General features: G+C 62.8%; 16 protein-coding genes. 7 read left to right on the top strand and 9 right to left on the bottom strand.

The window, feature by feature from the left end; translation table 11 throughout:
- Positions 1-118: 118 nt before the first annotated feature.
- The gene (locus IWX75_RS12890; protein ID WP_196822634.1) at positions 119-1045 is read right to left on the bottom strand and encodes a LysR family transcriptional regulator; all 927 of its coding nucleotides are present in this window, start codon (positions 1043-1045) and stop codon (positions 119-121) included.
- 448 nt (positions 1046-1493) lie between these two features.
- Here IWX75_RS12890 and nrdH point away from each other — a divergent pair, with 448 nt between their 5' ends.
- The 4 genes from nrdH (at position 1494) to nrdF (ending at position 5447) form a co-directional block, all read left to right on the top strand.
- On the top strand, positions 1494-1739 hold the full coding sequence (gene nrdH, locus IWX75_RS12895; protein ID WP_196822635.1) for a glutaredoxin-like protein NrdH: 246 nt from the start codon (positions 1494-1496) through the stop codon (positions 1737-1739).
- A gap of 33 nt (positions 1740-1772) precedes the next feature.
- Positions 1773-2225: a class Ib ribonucleoside-diphosphate reductase assembly flavoprotein NrdI gene (nrdI, locus tag IWX75_RS12900; protein WP_196822636.1), complete on the top strand. Its 453-nt coding sequence runs from the start codon at positions 1773-1775 to the stop codon at positions 2223-2225.
- Positions 2222-4384, top strand: a complete 2163-nt coding sequence (gene nrdE, locus IWX75_RS12905) for a class 1b ribonucleoside-diphosphate reductase subunit alpha (RefSeq protein WP_196822637.1) — start codon at positions 2222-2224, stop codon at positions 4382-4384. The genes nrdI and nrdE overlap by 4 nt, the downstream gene beginning before the upstream one ends.
- An 88-nt stretch (positions 4385-4472) precedes the next feature.
- On the top strand, positions 4473-5447 hold the full coding sequence (gene nrdF, locus IWX75_RS12910) for a class 1b ribonucleoside-diphosphate reductase subunit beta (RefSeq protein WP_196822638.1): 975 nt from the start codon (positions 4473-4475) through the stop codon (positions 5445-5447).
- A 305-nt stretch (positions 5448-5752) separates the two neighbouring features.
- Here the strand turns inward: nrdF and IWX75_RS12915 are convergent, their stop codons facing one another.
- The 8 genes from IWX75_RS12915 to IWX75_RS12950 all read right to left on the bottom strand — a co-directional run bounded on the left by IWX75_RS12915 (position 5753) and on the right by IWX75_RS12950 (position 12314).
- A complete protein-coding gene (locus tag IWX75_RS12915) occupies positions 5753-6595 on the bottom strand; it encodes a metal-dependent hydrolase (RefSeq protein ID WP_196822639.1) in 843 nt (280 codons plus the stop codon).
- 132 nt (positions 6596-6727) lie between these two features.
- Positions 6728-7762 carry an AAA family ATPase gene (locus IWX75_RS12920; protein WP_196822640.1) on the bottom strand — a complete coding sequence of 345 codons (1035 nt, stop codon included), beginning with the start codon at positions 7760-7762 and terminating at the stop codon, positions 6728-6730.
- A gap of 176 nt (positions 7763-7938) precedes the next feature.
- Entirely contained in the window at positions 7939-8496 is a 558-nt protein-coding gene (locus IWX75_RS12925) for a GNAT family N-acetyltransferase (protein WP_196822641.1), read from the bottom strand.
- 78 nt (positions 8497-8574) lie between these two features.
- Positions 8575-9156 (bottom strand): GNAT family N-acetyltransferase, encoded by a 582-nt coding sequence (locus IWX75_RS12930; protein WP_196822642.1) that lies wholly within the window; start codon positions 9154-9156, stop codon positions 8575-8577.
- A gap of 34 nt (positions 9157-9190) precedes the next feature.
- Complete coding sequence (locus tag IWX75_RS12935; RefSeq protein WP_196822643.1) at positions 9191-9823, bottom strand: GNAT family N-acetyltransferase; 633 nt, start codon at positions 9821-9823, stop codon at positions 9191-9193.
- A gap of 191 nt (positions 9824-10014) precedes the next feature.
- Positions 10015-10902, bottom strand: a complete 888-nt coding sequence (locus IWX75_RS12940; RefSeq protein WP_196822644.1) for a GAF domain-containing protein — start codon at positions 10900-10902, stop codon at positions 10015-10017.
- Between the two features lie 183 nt (positions 10903-11085).
- Positions 11086-11472 (bottom strand): YunG family protein, encoded by a 387-nt coding sequence (locus IWX75_RS12945; protein WP_196822645.1) that lies wholly within the window; start codon positions 11470-11472, stop codon positions 11086-11088.
- Positions 11469-12314, bottom strand: a complete 846-nt coding sequence (locus IWX75_RS12950; protein ID WP_196822646.1) for a class I SAM-dependent methyltransferase — start codon at positions 12312-12314, stop codon at positions 11469-11471. The genes IWX75_RS12945 and IWX75_RS12950 overlap by 4 nt, the downstream gene beginning before the upstream one ends.
- Positions 12315-12396: 82 nt before the next feature.
- On the opposite strand from IWX75_RS12950, the gene IWX75_RS12955 reads away from it, so the two are divergent.
- The 3 genes from IWX75_RS12955 (at position 12397) to IWX75_RS12965 (ending at position 16593) form a co-directional block, all read left to right on the top strand.
- Entirely contained in the window at positions 12397-13008 is a 612-nt protein-coding gene (locus tag IWX75_RS12955) for an adenylate kinase (protein WP_196822647.1), read from the top strand.
- 528 nt (positions 13009-13536) lie between these two features.
- Entirely contained in the window at positions 13537-15006 is a 1470-nt protein-coding gene (locus IWX75_RS12960; RefSeq protein WP_196822648.1) for an APC family permease, read from the top strand.
- A 159-nt stretch (positions 15007-15165) separates the two neighbouring features.
- Positions 15166-16593, top strand: coding sequence for a flavin monoamine oxidase family protein (locus IWX75_RS12965; RefSeq protein ID WP_334684328.1), 1428 nt, complete (start codon positions 15166-15168; stop codon positions 16591-16593).
- The last annotated feature ends 32 nt before the right edge of the window (positions 16594-16625 follow it).

Consider the following 16625-nt stretch of genomic DNA (forward strand, 5'->3'; position numbering starts at 1 on the left):
AGTAGAGCCTCGGCGGTGCCTTGGAGTGCCTGCAGCGACCGGCATGCCTGCTTCGAGGGTAGCGAGGCGGAAAAGCAGGCTCAACGGATATCTGCTGTCTACTGCGGGGAGAAAAAAGCTACGCCGTGTGCTTGGGTGCGATCCTTTGCGCTTTGAGGATCTCCGCGAGCTGGTCCATGAAGAGCCGCACCCGGATGTTGTGCCTGTCCCCGGTCTGCAGGGCGAAGATGCTTCGCGCGAGACGGATCTCCGGAACGTCGAGGGCCACGACGCCGTCGGGCCGGTTCAGCATCGCGAGTTCGGGGACGAGCGCTGCTCCGAGGCCGGCTGCCGTCATTTCGAGGCTGGCGTTGAAGTCGTCGCAGTAGGCGATGACGCGGGGGTGCAGGTTACAGCTGGCAAAAAGCCGTTCGATCACGGTGGCGTCGGCGGTTCCGGGGTGGTGGAGGATCCACGGCATGTCGGCGAGCTGGTCGGCGCTGACCGTCGAGCCGGGCCGGATGCCCCACGAGGCCGGAAGGATCACGCGGAAATTGTCGTCCCCGATCCACTGGCGGCTGACGGAGGACGGCCAGGCGAGGCCGGCCTGGCCCACCTGGTAGACGAGCGCCAGATCGAGTTCACCGCCTGTCCGCAGTCCCTGGATCGTCTGGGCCGGTTCCGCGACGTAGACCTTCAGGCGAATGCCGAGCTTCTGCCATTGCTGGGTGCCCAGCAGGCGGGGCAGCGCAAAGGTCGCGAGGCTCGGGAAGATGCCCAGCCGGAGCTCCTCGGCGGTCCCACCGTCGGCCCGTGCCGAGGACGCCAGGAGCGCGTCGATGTCGGTGAGCACCTTCGCAGCGTGCCGTGACATGACGACGGCGGCTTCGGTCGGGGCGGCGCTCCGGGCACTCCGGGCGAAAAGCGTTGTTCCGGTGTCCTTCTCCAGTGCCGACATCTGCTGGGAGACAGCGGAGGCCGTGTAGCCGAGGCTGGTGGCTGCTCCAGCGAAGGAACCGTGCCGGATGACCTCCAGAAGGGTTCGCAGATGGACCGGGTTGACCACGGATGCTCCCTTCCTGCTTCGTTGGACCGGCAGAGGGCCGGGCATGGTTTTTCGAGCATACCTTCGGCGACGCCGGGGGGTGTCCGCCGCGTTTTTGCGGCGCTGCGACACGCCGAAAAATGTCAATCCCCAAATTTTTTTATCTTGTGCGCAACTCCTGCACAGGGTGTGGACACCTCGTGGAAAAGGCCCGTTATCCGGGCTTTCCGGGCCCTCTGCCTGTGGATTTCGTGTGGACTACTCAGCCCCGGAATGACATACTTGTAATACATCATCTAGGGGTCTGTAGCCGCACGGCGTACTAGATGTAGTATCTAGATATCGAATAACTCGCTGGCAGGGCAGGGCCGAAAGACCGGAAATTCCTCGGAATTCCTCCTTTCCTGGAAAGCCTCACATACACCCGCAAGACACAGCATTTCAGCAGGATGAGAAGGGGAAGAGGGACATGACCGTCACGGTTTACACCAAGCCAGCATGCGTACAGTGCAACGCGACCTACCGGGCTCTGGATCGGAAGGGAATCACGTACCAGAGCGTCGATATCTCACAGGATCCCGCCGCGCTGGAGCGTGTTCGCGCGATGGGTTACCTGCAGGCGCCCGTCGTGGTGACGGACAAGGATCACTGGTCCGGTTTCCGGCCCGACAAAATCAATGAGCTGGCTCATTCAGCCGTCAGCTCGGTCGCCTGATTCGGTTCAGGTATCGGGCATTTCGCCCCTCGAATGACCATCACCAGTAAGTCAGCAACCCGCGAGCCGGCCGCTCAGGGGGGCGTCACTGACGCTCCGCTGATCTACTTCTCCTCGGTTTCGGACAATACCCACCGGTTCGTGCGGAAGCTGGCAACGACGGCGGCCCGGCTGCCGCTCCGAACCAGCGACCCGACCCTGACGGCTCTTCAGCCCTATGTGCTGGTGCTTCCGACCTACGGCGGGATCACCGGCAAGGGAGCAGTGCCGCGGCAGGTGGTGAAGTTTTTGAACGATGCAGGAAACCGATCGCTCCTTCGGGGGGTGATCGGTGCAGGCAACACGAATTTTGGTGAAACCTACTGCCTGGCGGCGGACGTCGTCGCCGCGAAGTGCAACGTTCCTGTTCTCTACAGGTTCGAAGTCATGGGGACGTCCGAGGACGTCGACCGTGTAAATCAAGGATTGGAAGAGTTTTGGACATGAGTGTTGCAGAGACGGAAACGGCGGGAGCCTCCGCGGCGTCGGCCGAGCGCTACCGGGACATGGGATACCACGAGCTCAACGCGATGCTCAACCTCTACGGTCCCAATGGAGAGATCCAGTTCGGCGCCGACAAGGAAGCTGCCCACCAGTATTTCCTGCAGCACGTCAACAACAACACGGTGTTCTTCCACGACCTCGAGGAGAAGCTCGACTACCTCGTGAAGAACGAGTACTACGAGCGGGAAACCCTCCACCAGTACACGATGAACTTCATCCGCGACCTCTACAAGCGTGCCTACTCGAAGAAGTTCCGCTTCGAGACCTTCCTCGGCGCCTTCAAGTTCTACACCTCGTACACCCTGAAGACGTTCGACGGGAAGCGCTACCTCGAGCGCTACGAGGATCGCGTGTGCATGGTGGCCATGCACCTGGCGCGCGGTGACGAGAAGCTCGCCACCCAGATCGTCGACGAGATCATCGAGGGCCGGTTCCAGCCCGCCACCCCCACCTTCCTCAACGCCGGCAAGCGCCAGCGCGGGGAACTGGTCTCCTGCTTCCTGCTGCGCATCGAAGACAACATGGAATCCATCGGGCGCTCCATCAACTCGGCACTCCAGCTGTCCAAGCGCGGCGGCGGCGTGGCCTTCGCGCTGACGAACATCCGCGAGGTCGGTGCGCCGATCAAGCAGATCGAGAACCAGTCCTCGGGTGTCATCCCCGTGATGAAGCTCCTCGAGGACAGCTTCTCCTATGCCAACCAGCTCGGTGCGCGCCAGGGCGCCGGCGCGGTGTACCTGCACGCGCACCACCCGGACATCAACCGGTTCCTCGACACCAAGCGCGAGAACGCCGATGAGAAGGTCCGCATCAAGACCCTGTCCCTCGGCGTCGTCGTTCCCGACATCACCTTCGAACTCGCCAAGCGCGACGAGGACATGTACCTGTTCTCCCCGTTCGACGTCGAGAAGGTGTACGGCATGCCGTTCTCCGACATCTCGGTCACCGAGAAGTACTACGAGATGGTCGACGATTCGCGGATCAAGAAGACGAAGATCAAGGCGCGCGAGTTCTTCCAGACCCTCGCGGAGATCCAGTTCGAGTCCGGCTACCCGTACATCATGTTCGAGGACACCGTGAACCGGGCCAACCCGATCGACGGCAAGATCATCATGTCCAACCTGTGCTCGGAGATCCTTCAGGTCTCGCAGCCCACCACGTACAACGATGACCTGTCCTACGCCGAGACCGGAAAGGACATCTCCTGCAACCTTGGGTCGCTGAATATCGCGAAGACCATGGATTCGCCCGACTTCGGCCGAACCATCGAGACCTCGATCCGCACCCTGTCGGCGGTGTCCGACATGAGCAACATCACCTCGGTACCCTCGATCGCCAAGGGCAACGACCAGTCGCACGCCATCGGCCTGGGCCAGATGAACCTGCACGGCTACCTGGCCCGCGAGCGGGTCCACTACGGCTCCGAAGAGGGCCTGGACTTCACCAACATCTACTTCTACTCCGTGCTTTACCACTGCCTCCGGGCGTCCAACCTGATGGCCATCGAGACCGGCAGCACGTTCGCCGGGTTCGAGAAGTCGAAGTACGCCAGCGGTGAGTTCTTCGCCAAGTACACCGACCAGGTGTGGGAGCCGGCCACCGAGCGCGTCCGCGAACTCTTCGAGCACGTGGCCATCCCCACGCAGGCGGACTGGCTCGCGCTGAAGGCCTCCGTCATGGAGCACGGTATCTACAACCAGAACCTGCAGGCCGTGCCGCCGACCGGTTCCATCAGCTACATCAACAACTCCACCTCCTCGATCCACCCGGTGGCCTCGAAAATCGAGATCCGCAAGGAAGGCAAGCTGGGCCGCGTGTACTACCCGGCTCCGTACTTGACGAACGACAACCTGGAGTACTACCAGGACGCGTACGAAATCGGCTACGAGAAGGTCATCGACACGTATGCCGCCGCCACGCAGCACGTGGACCAGGGCCTGTCCCTGACGCTGTTCTTCAAAGACACCGCCACCACGCGTGACATCAACAAGGCCCAGATCTACGCCTGGCGCAAGGGCATCAAGACCATCTACTACATCCGTCTTCGCCAGCTCGCGCTGGAAGGGACCGAGGTGGAGGGCTGCGTCAGTTGCATGCTTTAGGCAACTAATTTAGGAAGAGAACGACGGCGGGCCACCGCCCGCCGTCGTACGTTTTAGCTTAGATAGAACCCAACTTTTAGGGGAAGAAATGACCGAGAAGGTCAAGCTTCTGACACATGTCGAAGCAATCAATTGGAACCGCATCCAGGATGACAAGGACGTGGACGTCTGGAACCGCCTGGTCAACAACTTCTGGCTGCCCGAGAAGGTGCCGCTGTCCAACGACGTCCAGTCATGGGCAACGCTCACCCCGGACGAGCAGCAGCTCACCATGCGCGTCTTCACCGGACTCACCCTCCTCGACACAGTGCAGGCAACCGTCGGCGCCGTCAGCCTGATTCCGGATGCGCTCACCCCGCACGAGGAAGCTGTCTACACGAACATCGCCTTCATGGAGTCGGTGCATGCCAAGAGCTACTCCTCCATCTTCTCCACGTTGGCCTCCACCAAGGAGATCGACGAGGCGTTCCGCTGGTCTACCGAGAACGCGAATCTTCAGAAGAAGGCGCAGATCGTCATGGACTACTACCAGGGCGACGATCCCCTGAAGCGCAAGGTCGCCTCGACCCTGCTCGAGAGCTTCCTTTTCTACTCCGGCTTCTACCTGCCGATGTACTGGTCCTCACGGGCGAAGCTGACGAACACCGCCGACCTGGTCCGCCTGATCATCCGCGACGAGGCCGTGCACGGGTACTACATCGGGTACAAGTTCCAGAAGGGCCTGGAGCGCGTTTCACCTGAAAAGCGCCAGGAAATCAAGGACTACACGTTCGAGTTGCTCTTCGAGCTGTACGAGAACGAGGTCCAGTACACGCACGACCTCTACGACTCCGTCGGCCTGGCCGAGGATGTCAAGAAGTTCCTGCACTACAACGCCAACAAGGCGCTGATGAACTTGGGTTATGAGGCGATGTTCCCGGCTTCCGTCACCGATGTGAACCCGGCGATCCTGTCGGCGCTCTCACCGAATGCTGACGAGAACCACGACTTCTTCTCAGGGTCTGGTTCGTCGTATGTCATCGGTAAGGCCGTCAACACCGAGGATGACGACTGGGACTTCTAGCCGACTGTATGACGTGAACGTCCAGTTGCGACGTTTGAAGACTTTGTCTGATTTTTGGGCATGTACTTGCGACTGAGTCGTGACCAAGCCTCGGCCATCGTCGCCTCACGGCGCCATAGTGCCGCCGGGAGGCAATTCGCGAGTCAGCGAGGCTAAGGCCAGCAAAAAGAGGAATCGCGGCGGGGAACGGCGGGCAGGGTGCATTTTTGTTCAGCTACATTTGAAGCGACGTGAGGACACATGCGATTCTGGCCGAGTTTCTCGTCGAATCGCACGGATTTCGACCGGCGTCTTTCCTGGTGCCGTCAGCCGAGTCCGAAGAGATCGGCCGCTGCCTGGCCGTCGCCGATCCTCGTAATGGCCCACCCCACCCCACCCAGGGCGTAGAGGGAGACGGGTACCAGCATGCACCATTCCCGCAGAGACCCGGCGTTCCCCAGGAGCGGCACCGCAATGTTGCCGTTAGGGCGCCACACCTGCGCAACCACGGGAAACTTCCCCAGACCCCGCGGACGGCGAAGCCTCACGGGGTAGATGGGATTACAGCCGCCTGTGGTGAGCATGTCGCCGAGAATGTGAACGATCACGCCGATAGCCATGGCCATCGGGAACCAGTACTGCTCCTCGGGCGCGAAAGCCGTAACGAAGGCCCCGGCGGTCAGCCCTACCACCCACGGCGCTCGTCGCATGCTGTCCGGGATGATCTTCAGGGCCTTGGCCGCGAAGGAGACGAGGAGCACCGTGAGTAGGCCTGCGCCTGGATACACGGTACCGAATTCGGCGGTCTCGATCGTCCAGAGCCCAGCCATGAAGGCGACGGCGACGAATGCAACGACGCCGAGCAGCGAATGGGTGCCACGGCGGTGCCCGCCGGAGACGGCGCCGACACCGGCACACAGCAGGTTGGAGAGCGGTGGCAGGGAGTGGGCGATCGTGGCATTGTGGTGATCGGCGTCCGGCAGGAGTGCTGCCCCCGCCGTCACGAGCGCACCGGTGACGACTCCGACCGGGCTGACGTCCAGTAGCCCCACACCGAGGTGAACGGTGTCCGGCAGCATGGGGAGGAACCGACCGATGTGCACCTCGATCTGGGTCGTGGCGGCAACCCAGGCGGCGGCGCCGCAGGCAGCATGGTGGGCGCCCATCATGGAGGTCCCTCTCGATAGAAATCGGCTCGACTGCAGGATTCTCGCCGGTGGGAACCATCCTTGCGCGTGCCACCCCCATTCTCCGCACCGGCCTGCACGCCTAGCACTGAATGACCGACGCGGTGGGCACACTTACATCAGCCAGCGCCACCATCGCGACGGTTCTGGTTCCGGTTCTGGTTCCGCGGCCGGTTCCTCTCCCAGGGCAAGGGCAGCCTCGACGATGTCGTCCGTCGTGAGCGTCATCACCGCGTTCCGATCGAGCGTGTCGAGGTTTCGGTCCTCGTCGAGCGACAGCCTCAGCGCCTGCCGGTTGAGCGCCTGCTCGAACAGCGTGCGGGCGAAGCGCGCATTGCCGGAGTCCTCACCGGCGTGAAGGCCTGAGAAGATGCGGCGCAGCATCTGGTCCGCGCCCGGCTCCAGTACGTACTCGTGCTGGGCCAGCATGCGGTTGAAGATTGTCTGAAGCGCGTCGACCGAGTAGTCGGGGAAAGTGATCTCGCGCGCGAACCGGGAGCGTAGGCCGGGGTTCGAGAGAAGGAATGACTCCATCAGCTGAGGGTATCCGGCAACGATTACCACCAGGCGGTGGCGGTAGTCCTCCATCCGCTTGAGCAGGACCTCGATCGCCTCAGGTCCGAAGTCGGTCCGGCCGTCCTCCGGGGTCAGAGAATAGGCCTCGTCGATGAACAGGACGCCGTCTAACGCCCGCCGAATTACCCGGTCCGTCTTGATGGCGGTCGCGCCGACGTACTGCCCGACCAGTCCCGACCGGTCTACCTCGACCAGATGACCTTTCTGCAGCAAACCGACCGCGCGGTACATCTCGGCCAGGAGCCGCGCCACGGTGGTCTTGCCCGTGCCCGGGTTTCCAAGGAACACCAGATGCTGCGATGTAGCTACCTCCGGCAGGCCGTGCGTCTTGCGGCGGGCCTGGACCTGAAGCAACGCGACGAGGGCCCTCACCTGTTCCTTCACGGTCTCCAGCCCTACCAGGGCGTCGAGCTCGGCCTGCACCTCGGAGAGAGGGCGGGCGGGCCCCGGCCGCCCACCGAAGAGATCACCGACCAGGTCATCGACCCGTTCCGACCCCGGCAGCTTGAGCTGTTCGGTGAGATGACTGAGGGTTTCGCGTAGGTCATCAAGTGGATTGCGGCTTGCAGCCATGCGTTTCTCCTGTGGCGACTAGTAGGCCGCGAGTGGATGGTTCGCGGTCGTCGGATCGGGTGCTGGTCGGCATGGCTTTCTGGCGGACGCGTCGCAACTGTAATACTCCAGCAAACTCGCTGCCAGGGCTTTGGACAAGCTACCGCAAGTAAAAGGGGAGCAGGAGTCCGTTCTCCCTATCCGCCTCGGACAGCAGCATAGAGGAACATGTCCACCCGTTCCCCGGAAATTTCCTGATGACTGCGCAGGCGGCCTTCACGTTCATATCCGGCGCGTTCGGCAACGCGAACCGACGCTGTGTTCCATGGCTCGATGTATAACTCGATCCTATGGAGACTCGGAATCGTCCATGCGAATGCGGTGAGTGCTGTCACTGCAGCTGCGGCAACGTGCCGTCCCCGTTCCTGTGGTGCAACACCATAGCCGGCCGTGGCCCGACCTTCGCTCAGATTCCGGACCCATAGCCCCACTTGGCCAAGGGCCCGGTCCGTCATGGCGTCTGCGATGGCGAAGGAGAACCCGGTTCCATCGAGGTGGCGTTGCCGTTGCCGCCGAAGCCAGAACAATGCTTCGCCGTAGGTTGCCTGAGCCGGCAGAGTCCCGATAGTCGGCACGTAGGAATCCTGGGACAAATCGAGCGCCATCGGGACGTCTCGGTCCTCGAACATCCGTAGGCGGATCGGCCCGTGGGTAGGAGGGTCGACGGGCCAGGCGGGAATCTCGCGATTATCCATCGTGCTCCTCCGGACAGGTTTCTTTGACGCCAGCTGGAGCGGATCCGCTCCCGGGCACATTCTGAAGAGGAATGACCGTCAGCCGGGAGTTCCGTTGGCCGTCCTGGGCGATTCCGCCGCCTTCGATCGCTCTGCCCCGATGAAGGACCGGCTGTGGCGGCTTCCGGACACCGGAGGTTCGAATTTGGTATCTTCCAGCGTTGCGCCATCATTGAGCCATCCCCGGTTGCTGTAGAAGGTGATTGCTCGATCATTGTTCTTTTCCACCCACAGAAAGGCCCGTTCATAGCCCAGGTCGATCAGCTCGTGTTCGGCAGCAGCAAAGAGAACGGACCCGATGCCTTTCGCCCACCAGGCCGGGTGCAGATTGATCGCGTAGAGCTGCCCGGTGCCTGGCTCCGAGTCCCCGGTGCCTGGGCCGAGAATGGCGAATCCGACAACCTCATCGTCGTCTTCGGCTACCAGGTGCACTGTCCCCTCTGGGGGAGTGAGTATGCTCCGACGCCAGGCGGTTGCTGCACGTTCGGCATCCATACCATCGAGATAGTCGTCCGTCATCACTGACCGGTAGGTAGCTCGCCATGCCGCAAGATGAATCTCAGCCAACCGCGGGGCATCCTGTTCGGTTGGCTGCCTGACAGTGACTTTCGAGGTGGTCATCTGTCGAACCTATCAACCGGCACCGTTGGGGGTGTCAGTGCTGGGTGGCTGTCAGATGAGGTGCGAGGGTGAGGTACTGGGGGTTGTCGGCGAGGAAAGCGAAGGCGCTGGGGCATTGAGGCACAACACGCAGGCGTCGCTTATGGGTGTTGAGCATGACGTGGCGCATCAGTACCATGTCGGCGCCCCTGTCGCGGAAGCCGGGCTGTTCGACGCCGTCGGTGAGGTTCATCTGCCCGCCGCGCATCGTGTACTTCATGTACGCGGCGAGGGTACCGTCAACGTACAGTTCGAACCGGCAGTACAACGGGTTGTCCCGGAAGACATCGTGCGCATGTTCGTCGGATGCGGGGTCCTTGTCCCGGCCGGAGCGCAGGTCGAGTTCCTCGGCGATGGCCGCATAGCATTCCATCGCCCCGGCGGGTGGAAAGTTTGCATCGATGAGCCGGTACAGCTGGTTCGCCAGCACCCGCAATTCCCTCAACGAGGCCTGGGAGAAGTCCTCGATCGCCAGTGCTCGTTCCAGCCAGACGGACTCACGCCCCCCTGGGGAGCGGGCTTGAAGCGCGTTACGGGAGATTTCTTCGGAGAACCCTTCGGCCGGCGGCGTTGCCGGCTCCATGGTCTCGGGGGAGCGGGTGGTTTCGGTGTGCAATTGCTGGGTCATGGTCATTCCTCTGCTGGGCAGCAACCACGGCCTTTTTCTGGACCTGGTACTCTCCTGACACTAACCAGAAATGCGCCAGAAGGAAACTCAGCCGACTGATTTTTCTTGTTGCACGACCGCTGCCGCGTCATTCATGTGCTCACCATCGAAAACTCACACCCTTCTGAACGCTTGCAGGCTTCCGCACCGGATCAGTGAAGGGGAGAAACCCACATTTCAGCCTGCACGCGGGCAGCGAAGGTCCTCAGATCCTGCTCGTCGTCCTCGGTGAATGCTCGTGGCCGGTCATCAATGAGGCACAGTGTGCCGATCCGCCACCCGCTGGCAGTGGACACGGGGTGGCCCGCGTAGAACCGGACTTCCGGCCCGCCGGCGACAAGGGGATGATCGCGGTAAGTAGGATCGGTGCTGGCATCAGTGATCACCAGGGTCCGGTCCTTCTCAATGGTCCGCGAGCACAGGGAGAGATCGCGCGGTAGATTCTGGCCGATCGGCCCGATGACGGACTTGATGATCTGGGAGTCCTCGGTGATCAGGGCAATCGAGGCGGAGCTGACGCCGAAGTGGTCCCGGACTTGTGCGGTGATCCTGTCGAATCTCGCCTCCGATCCCGCCTCGATGAGCCCCGACTCGTACAGTGCGTGGCAGCGCCGGAACTCGATGTCGTCAGCCGCAGCGGTATCCACCCCGGCATCATGGGCCCCCTGGAGGGCGTGGGGTGTGCTGCTACTGGTGCTGGCATCGCCGATGGGTGGCACATTGAAGGCATACCCGTCCGGGGTGAGGACCAGTGTCCGGAGGTACTCGCCGTACCCCGAGCCGGCGGTGATGTCATCCGTGCTGTAGTGGGCGCCGTCGACGAGCGATCCGGTGACGTCCAGCAGTTCGTTGATCGCTTGCGCTACTTGGTCCCGCTCCAGGGCCGGGATCATGACCAGGCCTGTCAGATATCCGGTGACGTCGACCTCATCGCTGGCACCACCGATACTCAGGTACGCCAGAAACACCTCATCGAGACGCAGGTTCGACGCGCGAACGGTCTGAAGAGCGGTCCACTGCTGCAGATAGTCATCCAACATGTCCAGTCCTTCCTTCGTCCCTTGTCCAGCGTCCGGAGTCTGGCGACCCAAGTTCAAGGGTAGAGGATCCGCGGGCCGGCCTCATATCAGCTTCGTCACACCGTTGTGGGTCGACAGCGGGGGCGGAGGATGCATTCCGCCGGGCGTCGTGGGGATATTCGGAGTAGCGCGGGTTCGGGCGGATCAGAGGTGGAGTGCGGACAGCACTCTTACGCGAAGCAGTTTGTACTCCTGGACGTAGGCGCGGGGGCCTCCTGGTGGTCGAACGACGACGCGGGGTACTCCAAGCACCCGGTGGGGTGTGAACTGCTCACGGGTCAGGTCGATCTCGAGTCCGCTGGTGAACCGGTTCCAATAATGAACCTCGTCCTCTTCATTCTCTACCGTAACGTCAGCGATGAGGAGGTCACCGCAGAGAAGGTCCTGAACGATGAGGGCCGTAGGCCCGCACTGTCCGTAGGCAGGGTTGTTCGGCCGCCATTCCTGAAGGCAACCGGCACTGAGGCAGGTGGTGTCCGCACCCCAGGACCGGCGGAAGGCACGCTCGAGCTCGAGCAACGTGAAAGTCACGGTTTCCGGGCGATGATCGTGTAGGTGCAAGGCAGGAGATCACGCTCGGCCTCCGGCCAGGCGAATCCTCCGGACACCTCGACCATGCGGGGCGAGAACTTCCACGGGAGGGTTGAGTTCTCGTCCATGCGGAGGATCTGCAACCCGGCCGTGATGAGGGAATTGATGATGTCGGACAAGGGATGCGCCCATTGATATGTCCGCGGATGAGTCACCGTGCCGTCTCCCGCGTAGGTGGATCCCTCGTCCCACACCTGTGCCTCACCGTTGCTGAAGTACGGGTATCGAAGGCGCAGCACGTCGGCATGCTCGTCGATCGCGTAGAGAGCCGGGTGCCCGTCCCGAATATAGAACGTCCCGCCGACTCGGAGGAGCCCTGCTACCTGGCCGGCCCAGCGATTCAGGTCGGGGAGCCAGTTGATGGTGCCGATGCTGGTGTACACGAGATCGAAGTCACCCTCCACGGCGGCACGGGCATCGAGGACATCGGTTTCTACCCACGTCGCATCGAGACCGAGGTGCTCCGCGAGGCGGGCTGCAGAGCTGAGGGCGGCCGGGGAAAAATCGACGCCGGTCACTCGTGCTCCTGCCCTTGCCAGCGATAGCGTGTCGGTGCCGATGTGGCACTGAAGGTGGCACACGTCCAAATCCGCAACCGTCCCGTTCGGGAGGAAGGGCGCCAGCGCGGTCAGGTCGGTCCGGATGACCGAACTCAGATGGCCAGGATCCTCCAGGTCACTGATCCCATACGCCTTTTCGTGCAGGGGTACCCGATCTTCCCAGTTCTCCCGGTTGCTCGCGCGTGCAACGTGCCAGTCGATCGCCATCCGGTCATCACTCATAGGGCGAGCTTATGAGGAAAAGGAAAAAGGTGGGCGAGGCCCGTCCTCCCTCGTGGCCTCACCGGGCGATACGGTGGAAACCATGACGGGTATACCGGCTCAGCGTGTTGTCTTCCATGGCGTGACCGGCAGCGGGAAAACCTCAGCCGCCCATGCCTATGCCAGGGTGACCGGCGTTCCCGAATTCTCCGCCGACGATGACCTGGGGTGGCTCCCGCAGTGGCTGGGCCGCCCGCTCCAGGACCAATACCGGATCGCCGCCGGCATCGCCGCACAGGACAGGTGGGTGCTCGATAGTGCGTACTCGACGTGGCGGAACATCATCCTGGCACGGGCGGAGCTCATCGTGTTCCTCGACTACCCGAGGGGGCTCTCCCTCGGGCGGCTCCTCCGGAGAACCACCCGCCGAATCATCGGCAAGCAATCGGTGTGCAGCGGCAACACCGAAACCCTGCGCCGGGTGCTCGCGAAGGACTCGATCATCCTGTGGCACTTCCGGACCTCCGCCCGGAAACGGGACGCGATCAGCCAGATCATCGCCGACCCCTCGATGCCTCCCGTCCTGTCATTCCAGCGCCCCTGCGACCTCCTCGCATGGATCGCAGCAGGCGCCTCGGCCCACCTCCCGCCAGGACAGATGGGTCCCGCTGAAGGACCTGCTGCTCCTAATCCTGCCGGACGCCCACCAGCTTGAGCGTGCGGGCGTACCGGCTCACCAGGGATGCGGTCCGCGGCGTGGAGGAAAAGGAATCCGATCCAAGTCAGCAGCATCGATGATCGTTACGGAGCCAGCCGTGGCACGAGCCTGCTCCGCCAGCCCCCGACGTCGTCGTATCCATCACGAAGGCGAAGCGTTGGCCGAGCCTCGGCACGCTGACATCCTTCATACGAACCCCACCGATGCTTCCCTCGCGTTGCAGGGTCCGACGTCGGGTCCCGAGATGCCACCAGCCCGGCGCTGCCATGGGGATGGAGTTGGAGGTCGAGTCCCGGAGTGGCGAGCGACACGAGCGACCGGGAGACGCCAGGCGCAACCGGGTCGTGACGGTCTGAGCGGAGTTTGGAGAAGAGTACGCGGCTCCCGCGGGCAGGGTGCCCGGCAGATCTGCATCCTGGCCATTGCCAAGGCAACCGGACAGGGCCAAAGTGAGGTACGTAATGTCCAGGCCGGGAGCCCGGCCGCAGTTCCCGACGGAGCCGGTACCCGGCGTGGAGGCCACCCATGAGCACACCTTCTGATCAAGTGTTCGACGCGACTCCCGAAGGGAATGAACCCGGACTCAAACGGGTCCTCGGACCCAAGTTGCTCCTCCTGTTCATCGTCGGCGACATCCTGGGCGCCGGTGTCTATGCCGTTACCGGAACCATGGCCGGCACGGTCGGCGGCATCGTCTGGCTGCCGTTCCTGCTCGCCTTCGTCGTCGCAACCATGACCGCGTTCTCCTATCTGGAGTTGGTGACGCAGTATCCCCAGGCGGCCGGTGCAGCCCTCTACACGCACAAGGCGTTCGGGATTCACTTCGTCACGTTCCTGGTCGCGTTCGCCGTCGTCTGCTCCGGCATCACCAGCGCCTCGACATCAGCGAACGTCCTTGCCCAGAACCTTTTCGGAGGACTTGAGATCAACGGTTGGATGGCCATGCCCGGACAGGGCGCGATCACCGCGGTTGCGCTGGGATTCATGTTGCTGCTGGCGGTGATCAACCTCCGCGGCGTCGGGGAGAGCGTGAAGTTCAACGTGGTGCTCACCCTCGTGGAGGTGGCTGCACTCTGCATCGTGATCGGGGTCGGCTTCTACGTGATGGTGCAGGGCAACGGAAACTTCTCCGAGATCACCGTCTTCAACGACTACCAGGACAAGGGCCTTTTCCTGGCAGTCACTGCTGCAACGTCCATCGCGTTCTTCGCGATGGTCGGTTTCGAGGACTCGGTGAACATGGTCGAGGAAACCCAGAACCCGGAGCGAATCTTCCCGCGGACGATGCTCACCGGTCTGGGCATCGCCGTCATCTTCTACATGCTGGTGGCCGTCTCCGTGGTCACCGTCCTCTCGCCCACCGAGCTCGAGGGAATTCGGGAGGCCGAAGGCGCCGCGCTCCTCGAGGTCGTATCCAAGGGCTCGCCGGACTTCCCCATCGAGAACATCTTCCCGTTCCTTGCGGTCTTCGCTGTGGCGAACACGGCGCTGATCAACATGCTGATGGCCAGCCGCCTGATCTATGGAATGGCCCGCCAGGATGTCCTGCCGCGGCCACTGGGCAAGGTGCTCCCGGGACGCCGCACGCCCTGGGCAGGTATCGCGTTCTCGACGATCCTCGCGCTGGGGCTGATCTGGTACGTCACCAGCGATCCGGACAGCAATATCGTCGCGAACCTCTCCGGCACGACGGCGTTCCTGCTGCTGTGTGTGTTCACCGTGGTGAACGTGGCCTGCGTCGTCCTGCGCGGCAAGAGGGACCCCCACCGCAAGGTGTTCTTCACCTCGCCGGGGCCGCTGCCAATCATTGCGGCCCTCCTGTGCGCCTTCCTCGCCGGACCGTGGGTCGGCCGGGATGTCATCCAGTACCAGCTCGCCGGAGGGCTGATGGCAATCGGCGTCGTGCTGTGGGTCATCACCTGGTTCATCAACCGGAGGACCAACACCGGGCCGGGTGAGCCGGTCGGCATGCAGAACGTCGGCAAGGACACCTGACTCCCGCTGCCGTTCCGCCCCGGTCGCATCACCGGCCGGATCCGGAACGGTTCCGGTCAGCGGCGCTCGATCTCGACTGTTCGCGTTGCCGCGCTTCCCAAAACCCAGTGCAGTGATCTACAGTGAACCGAAATAAATGAACGTCGTTCATTTTGTGGCGTGGGTCATTCTGCAAAGGACAAGGAAGCTATGAGAACCGTCGAAAGTGACGTCGTCGTGATTGGGGCCGGGCCGTCAGGGCTGACTGCAGCGAGAGAGCTGAGGAAGGCGGGCCATTCGGCGACCGTGCTGGAAGCGCGGGACCGGGTCGGAGGGCGGACCCATACGGACATCATCGAAGGCGCGACGCTGGAGATCGGTGGCCAGTGGGTGTCGCCGGATCAGCTGGCTCTCATCGCACTGCTCAAGGATCTGGGGTTGGAGACCTATTCCCGCTACCGCGAGGGTGAATCGGTCTATATCGGTGCTGACGGAAAGGCCATCCGCTACACCGGTGAGATGTTCCCGGTCTCCCGTCGCACGGGTGGGGAGATGTCCCGGCTGATCGACCTCCTGGACCTCCTCGTCTGGCAGACGGATCCCAAGGCGCCCTGGGAGCATCCCCAGGCTCGCGAGCTGGACACCATCTCGTTCCATCACTGGTTACGCCAACAGTCCGACGACGAGGAAGCCTGCAACAACATCGGCCTGTTCATTGCCGGCGGGATGCTCACCAAACCCGCTCATTCCTTCTCCACGCTGCAGGCCGTCCTGATGGCGGCATCTGCCGGTTCGTTCTCACATCTCGTGGATGAGGACTTCATCCTCGACAAGCGTGTGGTGGGAGGAATGCAGTCCGTTTCGGAACGAATGGCCGCCGATCTGGGGGAGGAGCACGTCCTCCTCGGCAATCCGGTCCGGACCCTTCGGTGGTCCGTTCAGGCGGGCGGGACCACGCGGGTGACGGCTCTCTCGGACAACGTGACGGTCAACGCCCGGTTCGCCGTCATGGCCGTGCCGCCGAATCTCTATTCGCGGGTTTCCTATGAACCCGCCCTGCCCCGGCGGCAGCACCAGATGCATCAGCACCAATCGCTGGGTCTCGTCATCAAGGTCCACGCCGTCTACAAATCGCCGTTCTGGCGGCGAAACGGGCTCTCCGGCACGGGTTTCGGCCCCGGCTCCATCGTGCAGGAGGTCTATGACAACACCAGTCACGGGGATCACCGCGGAACGATCGTCGGGTTCATCTCGGACGAGAAAGCCGATGCGATGTTCGCCCTCGAGCCCGCCGAGCGTCGTCAACGGATCCTCGAATCGATCGCAGGGTTCCTGGGGCCCCAGGCGCTCGAGCCCGAGGTGTACTACGAGTCGGACTGGGCATCCGAGGAATGGACCAGGGGAGCCTACGCCTCCAGCTACGACCTCGGCGGCCTTTCCCGGTACGGACCGGACCAACGCACCCCGGTGGGGCCGATCCACTGGTCCTGTTCCGATATCGCGGCAGAGGGATACCAGCACGTCGATGGTGCCGTCCGCATGGGCCAGGCCACCGCGCAGGCCATCACGACGGCGCTGGCGGCACAATCTGCGGCCCTCGCCAGCTAGAACTACACGTCCCTACTCATCTTCCAGAACCA

Origin of the sequence: Arthrobacter sp. CAN_A6, from assembly GCF_015751715.1 — a bacterium.
GTDB lineage: Bacteria > Actinomycetota > Actinomycetes > Actinomycetales > Micrococcaceae > Arthrobacter_D.

Excerpts from the sequence above, each read along its gene's own strand:
- nrdH (WP_196822635.1), top strand. The coding sequence starts at position 1,494 with ATGACCGTCACGGTTTACACCAAGCCAGCATGCGTACAGTGCAACGCG.
- nrdI (WP_196822636.1), top strand. The coding sequence starts at position 1,773 with ATGACCATCACCAGTAAGTCAGCAACCCGCGAGCCGGCCGCTCAGGGG.
- nrdE (WP_196822637.1), top strand. The coding sequence starts at position 2,222 with ATGAGTGTTGCAGAGACGGAAACGGCGGGAGCCTCCGCGGCGTCGGCC.
- nrdF (WP_196822638.1), top strand. The coding sequence starts at position 4,473 with ATGACCGAGAAGGTCAAGCTTCTGACACATGTCGAAGCAATCAATTGG.
- IWX75_RS12915 (WP_196822639.1), bottom strand. The coding sequence starts at position 6,595 with ATGATGGGCGCCCACCATGCTGCCTGCGGCGCCGCCGCCTGGGTTGCC.
- IWX75_RS12920 (WP_196822640.1), bottom strand. The coding sequence starts at position 7,762 with ATGGCTGCAAGCCGCAATCCACTTGATGACCTACGCGAAACCCTCAGT.
- IWX75_RS12925 (WP_196822641.1), bottom strand. The coding sequence starts at position 8,496 with ATGGATAATCGCGAGATTCCCGCCTGGCCCGTCGACCCTCCTACCCAC.
- IWX75_RS12930 (WP_196822642.1), bottom strand. The coding sequence starts at position 9,156 with ATGACCACCTCGAAAGTCACTGTCAGGCAGCCAACCGAACAGGATGCC.
- IWX75_RS12935 (WP_196822643.1), bottom strand. The coding sequence starts at position 9,823 with ATGACCCAGCAATTGCACACCGAAACCACCCGCTCCCCCGAGACCATG.
- IWX75_RS12940 (WP_196822644.1), bottom strand. The coding sequence starts at position 10,902 with ATGTTGGATGACTATCTGCAGCAGTGGACCGCTCTTCAGACCGTTCGC.
- IWX75_RS12950 (WP_196822646.1), bottom strand. The coding sequence starts at position 12,314 with ATGAGTGATGACCGGATGGCGATCGACTGGCACGTTGCACGCGCGAGC.
- IWX75_RS12955 (WP_196822647.1), top strand. The coding sequence starts at position 12,397 with ATGACGGGTATACCGGCTCAGCGTGTTGTCTTCCATGGCGTGACCGGC.
- IWX75_RS12960 (WP_196822648.1), top strand. The coding sequence starts at position 13,537 with ATGAGCACACCTTCTGATCAAGTGTTCGACGCGACTCCCGAAGGGAAT.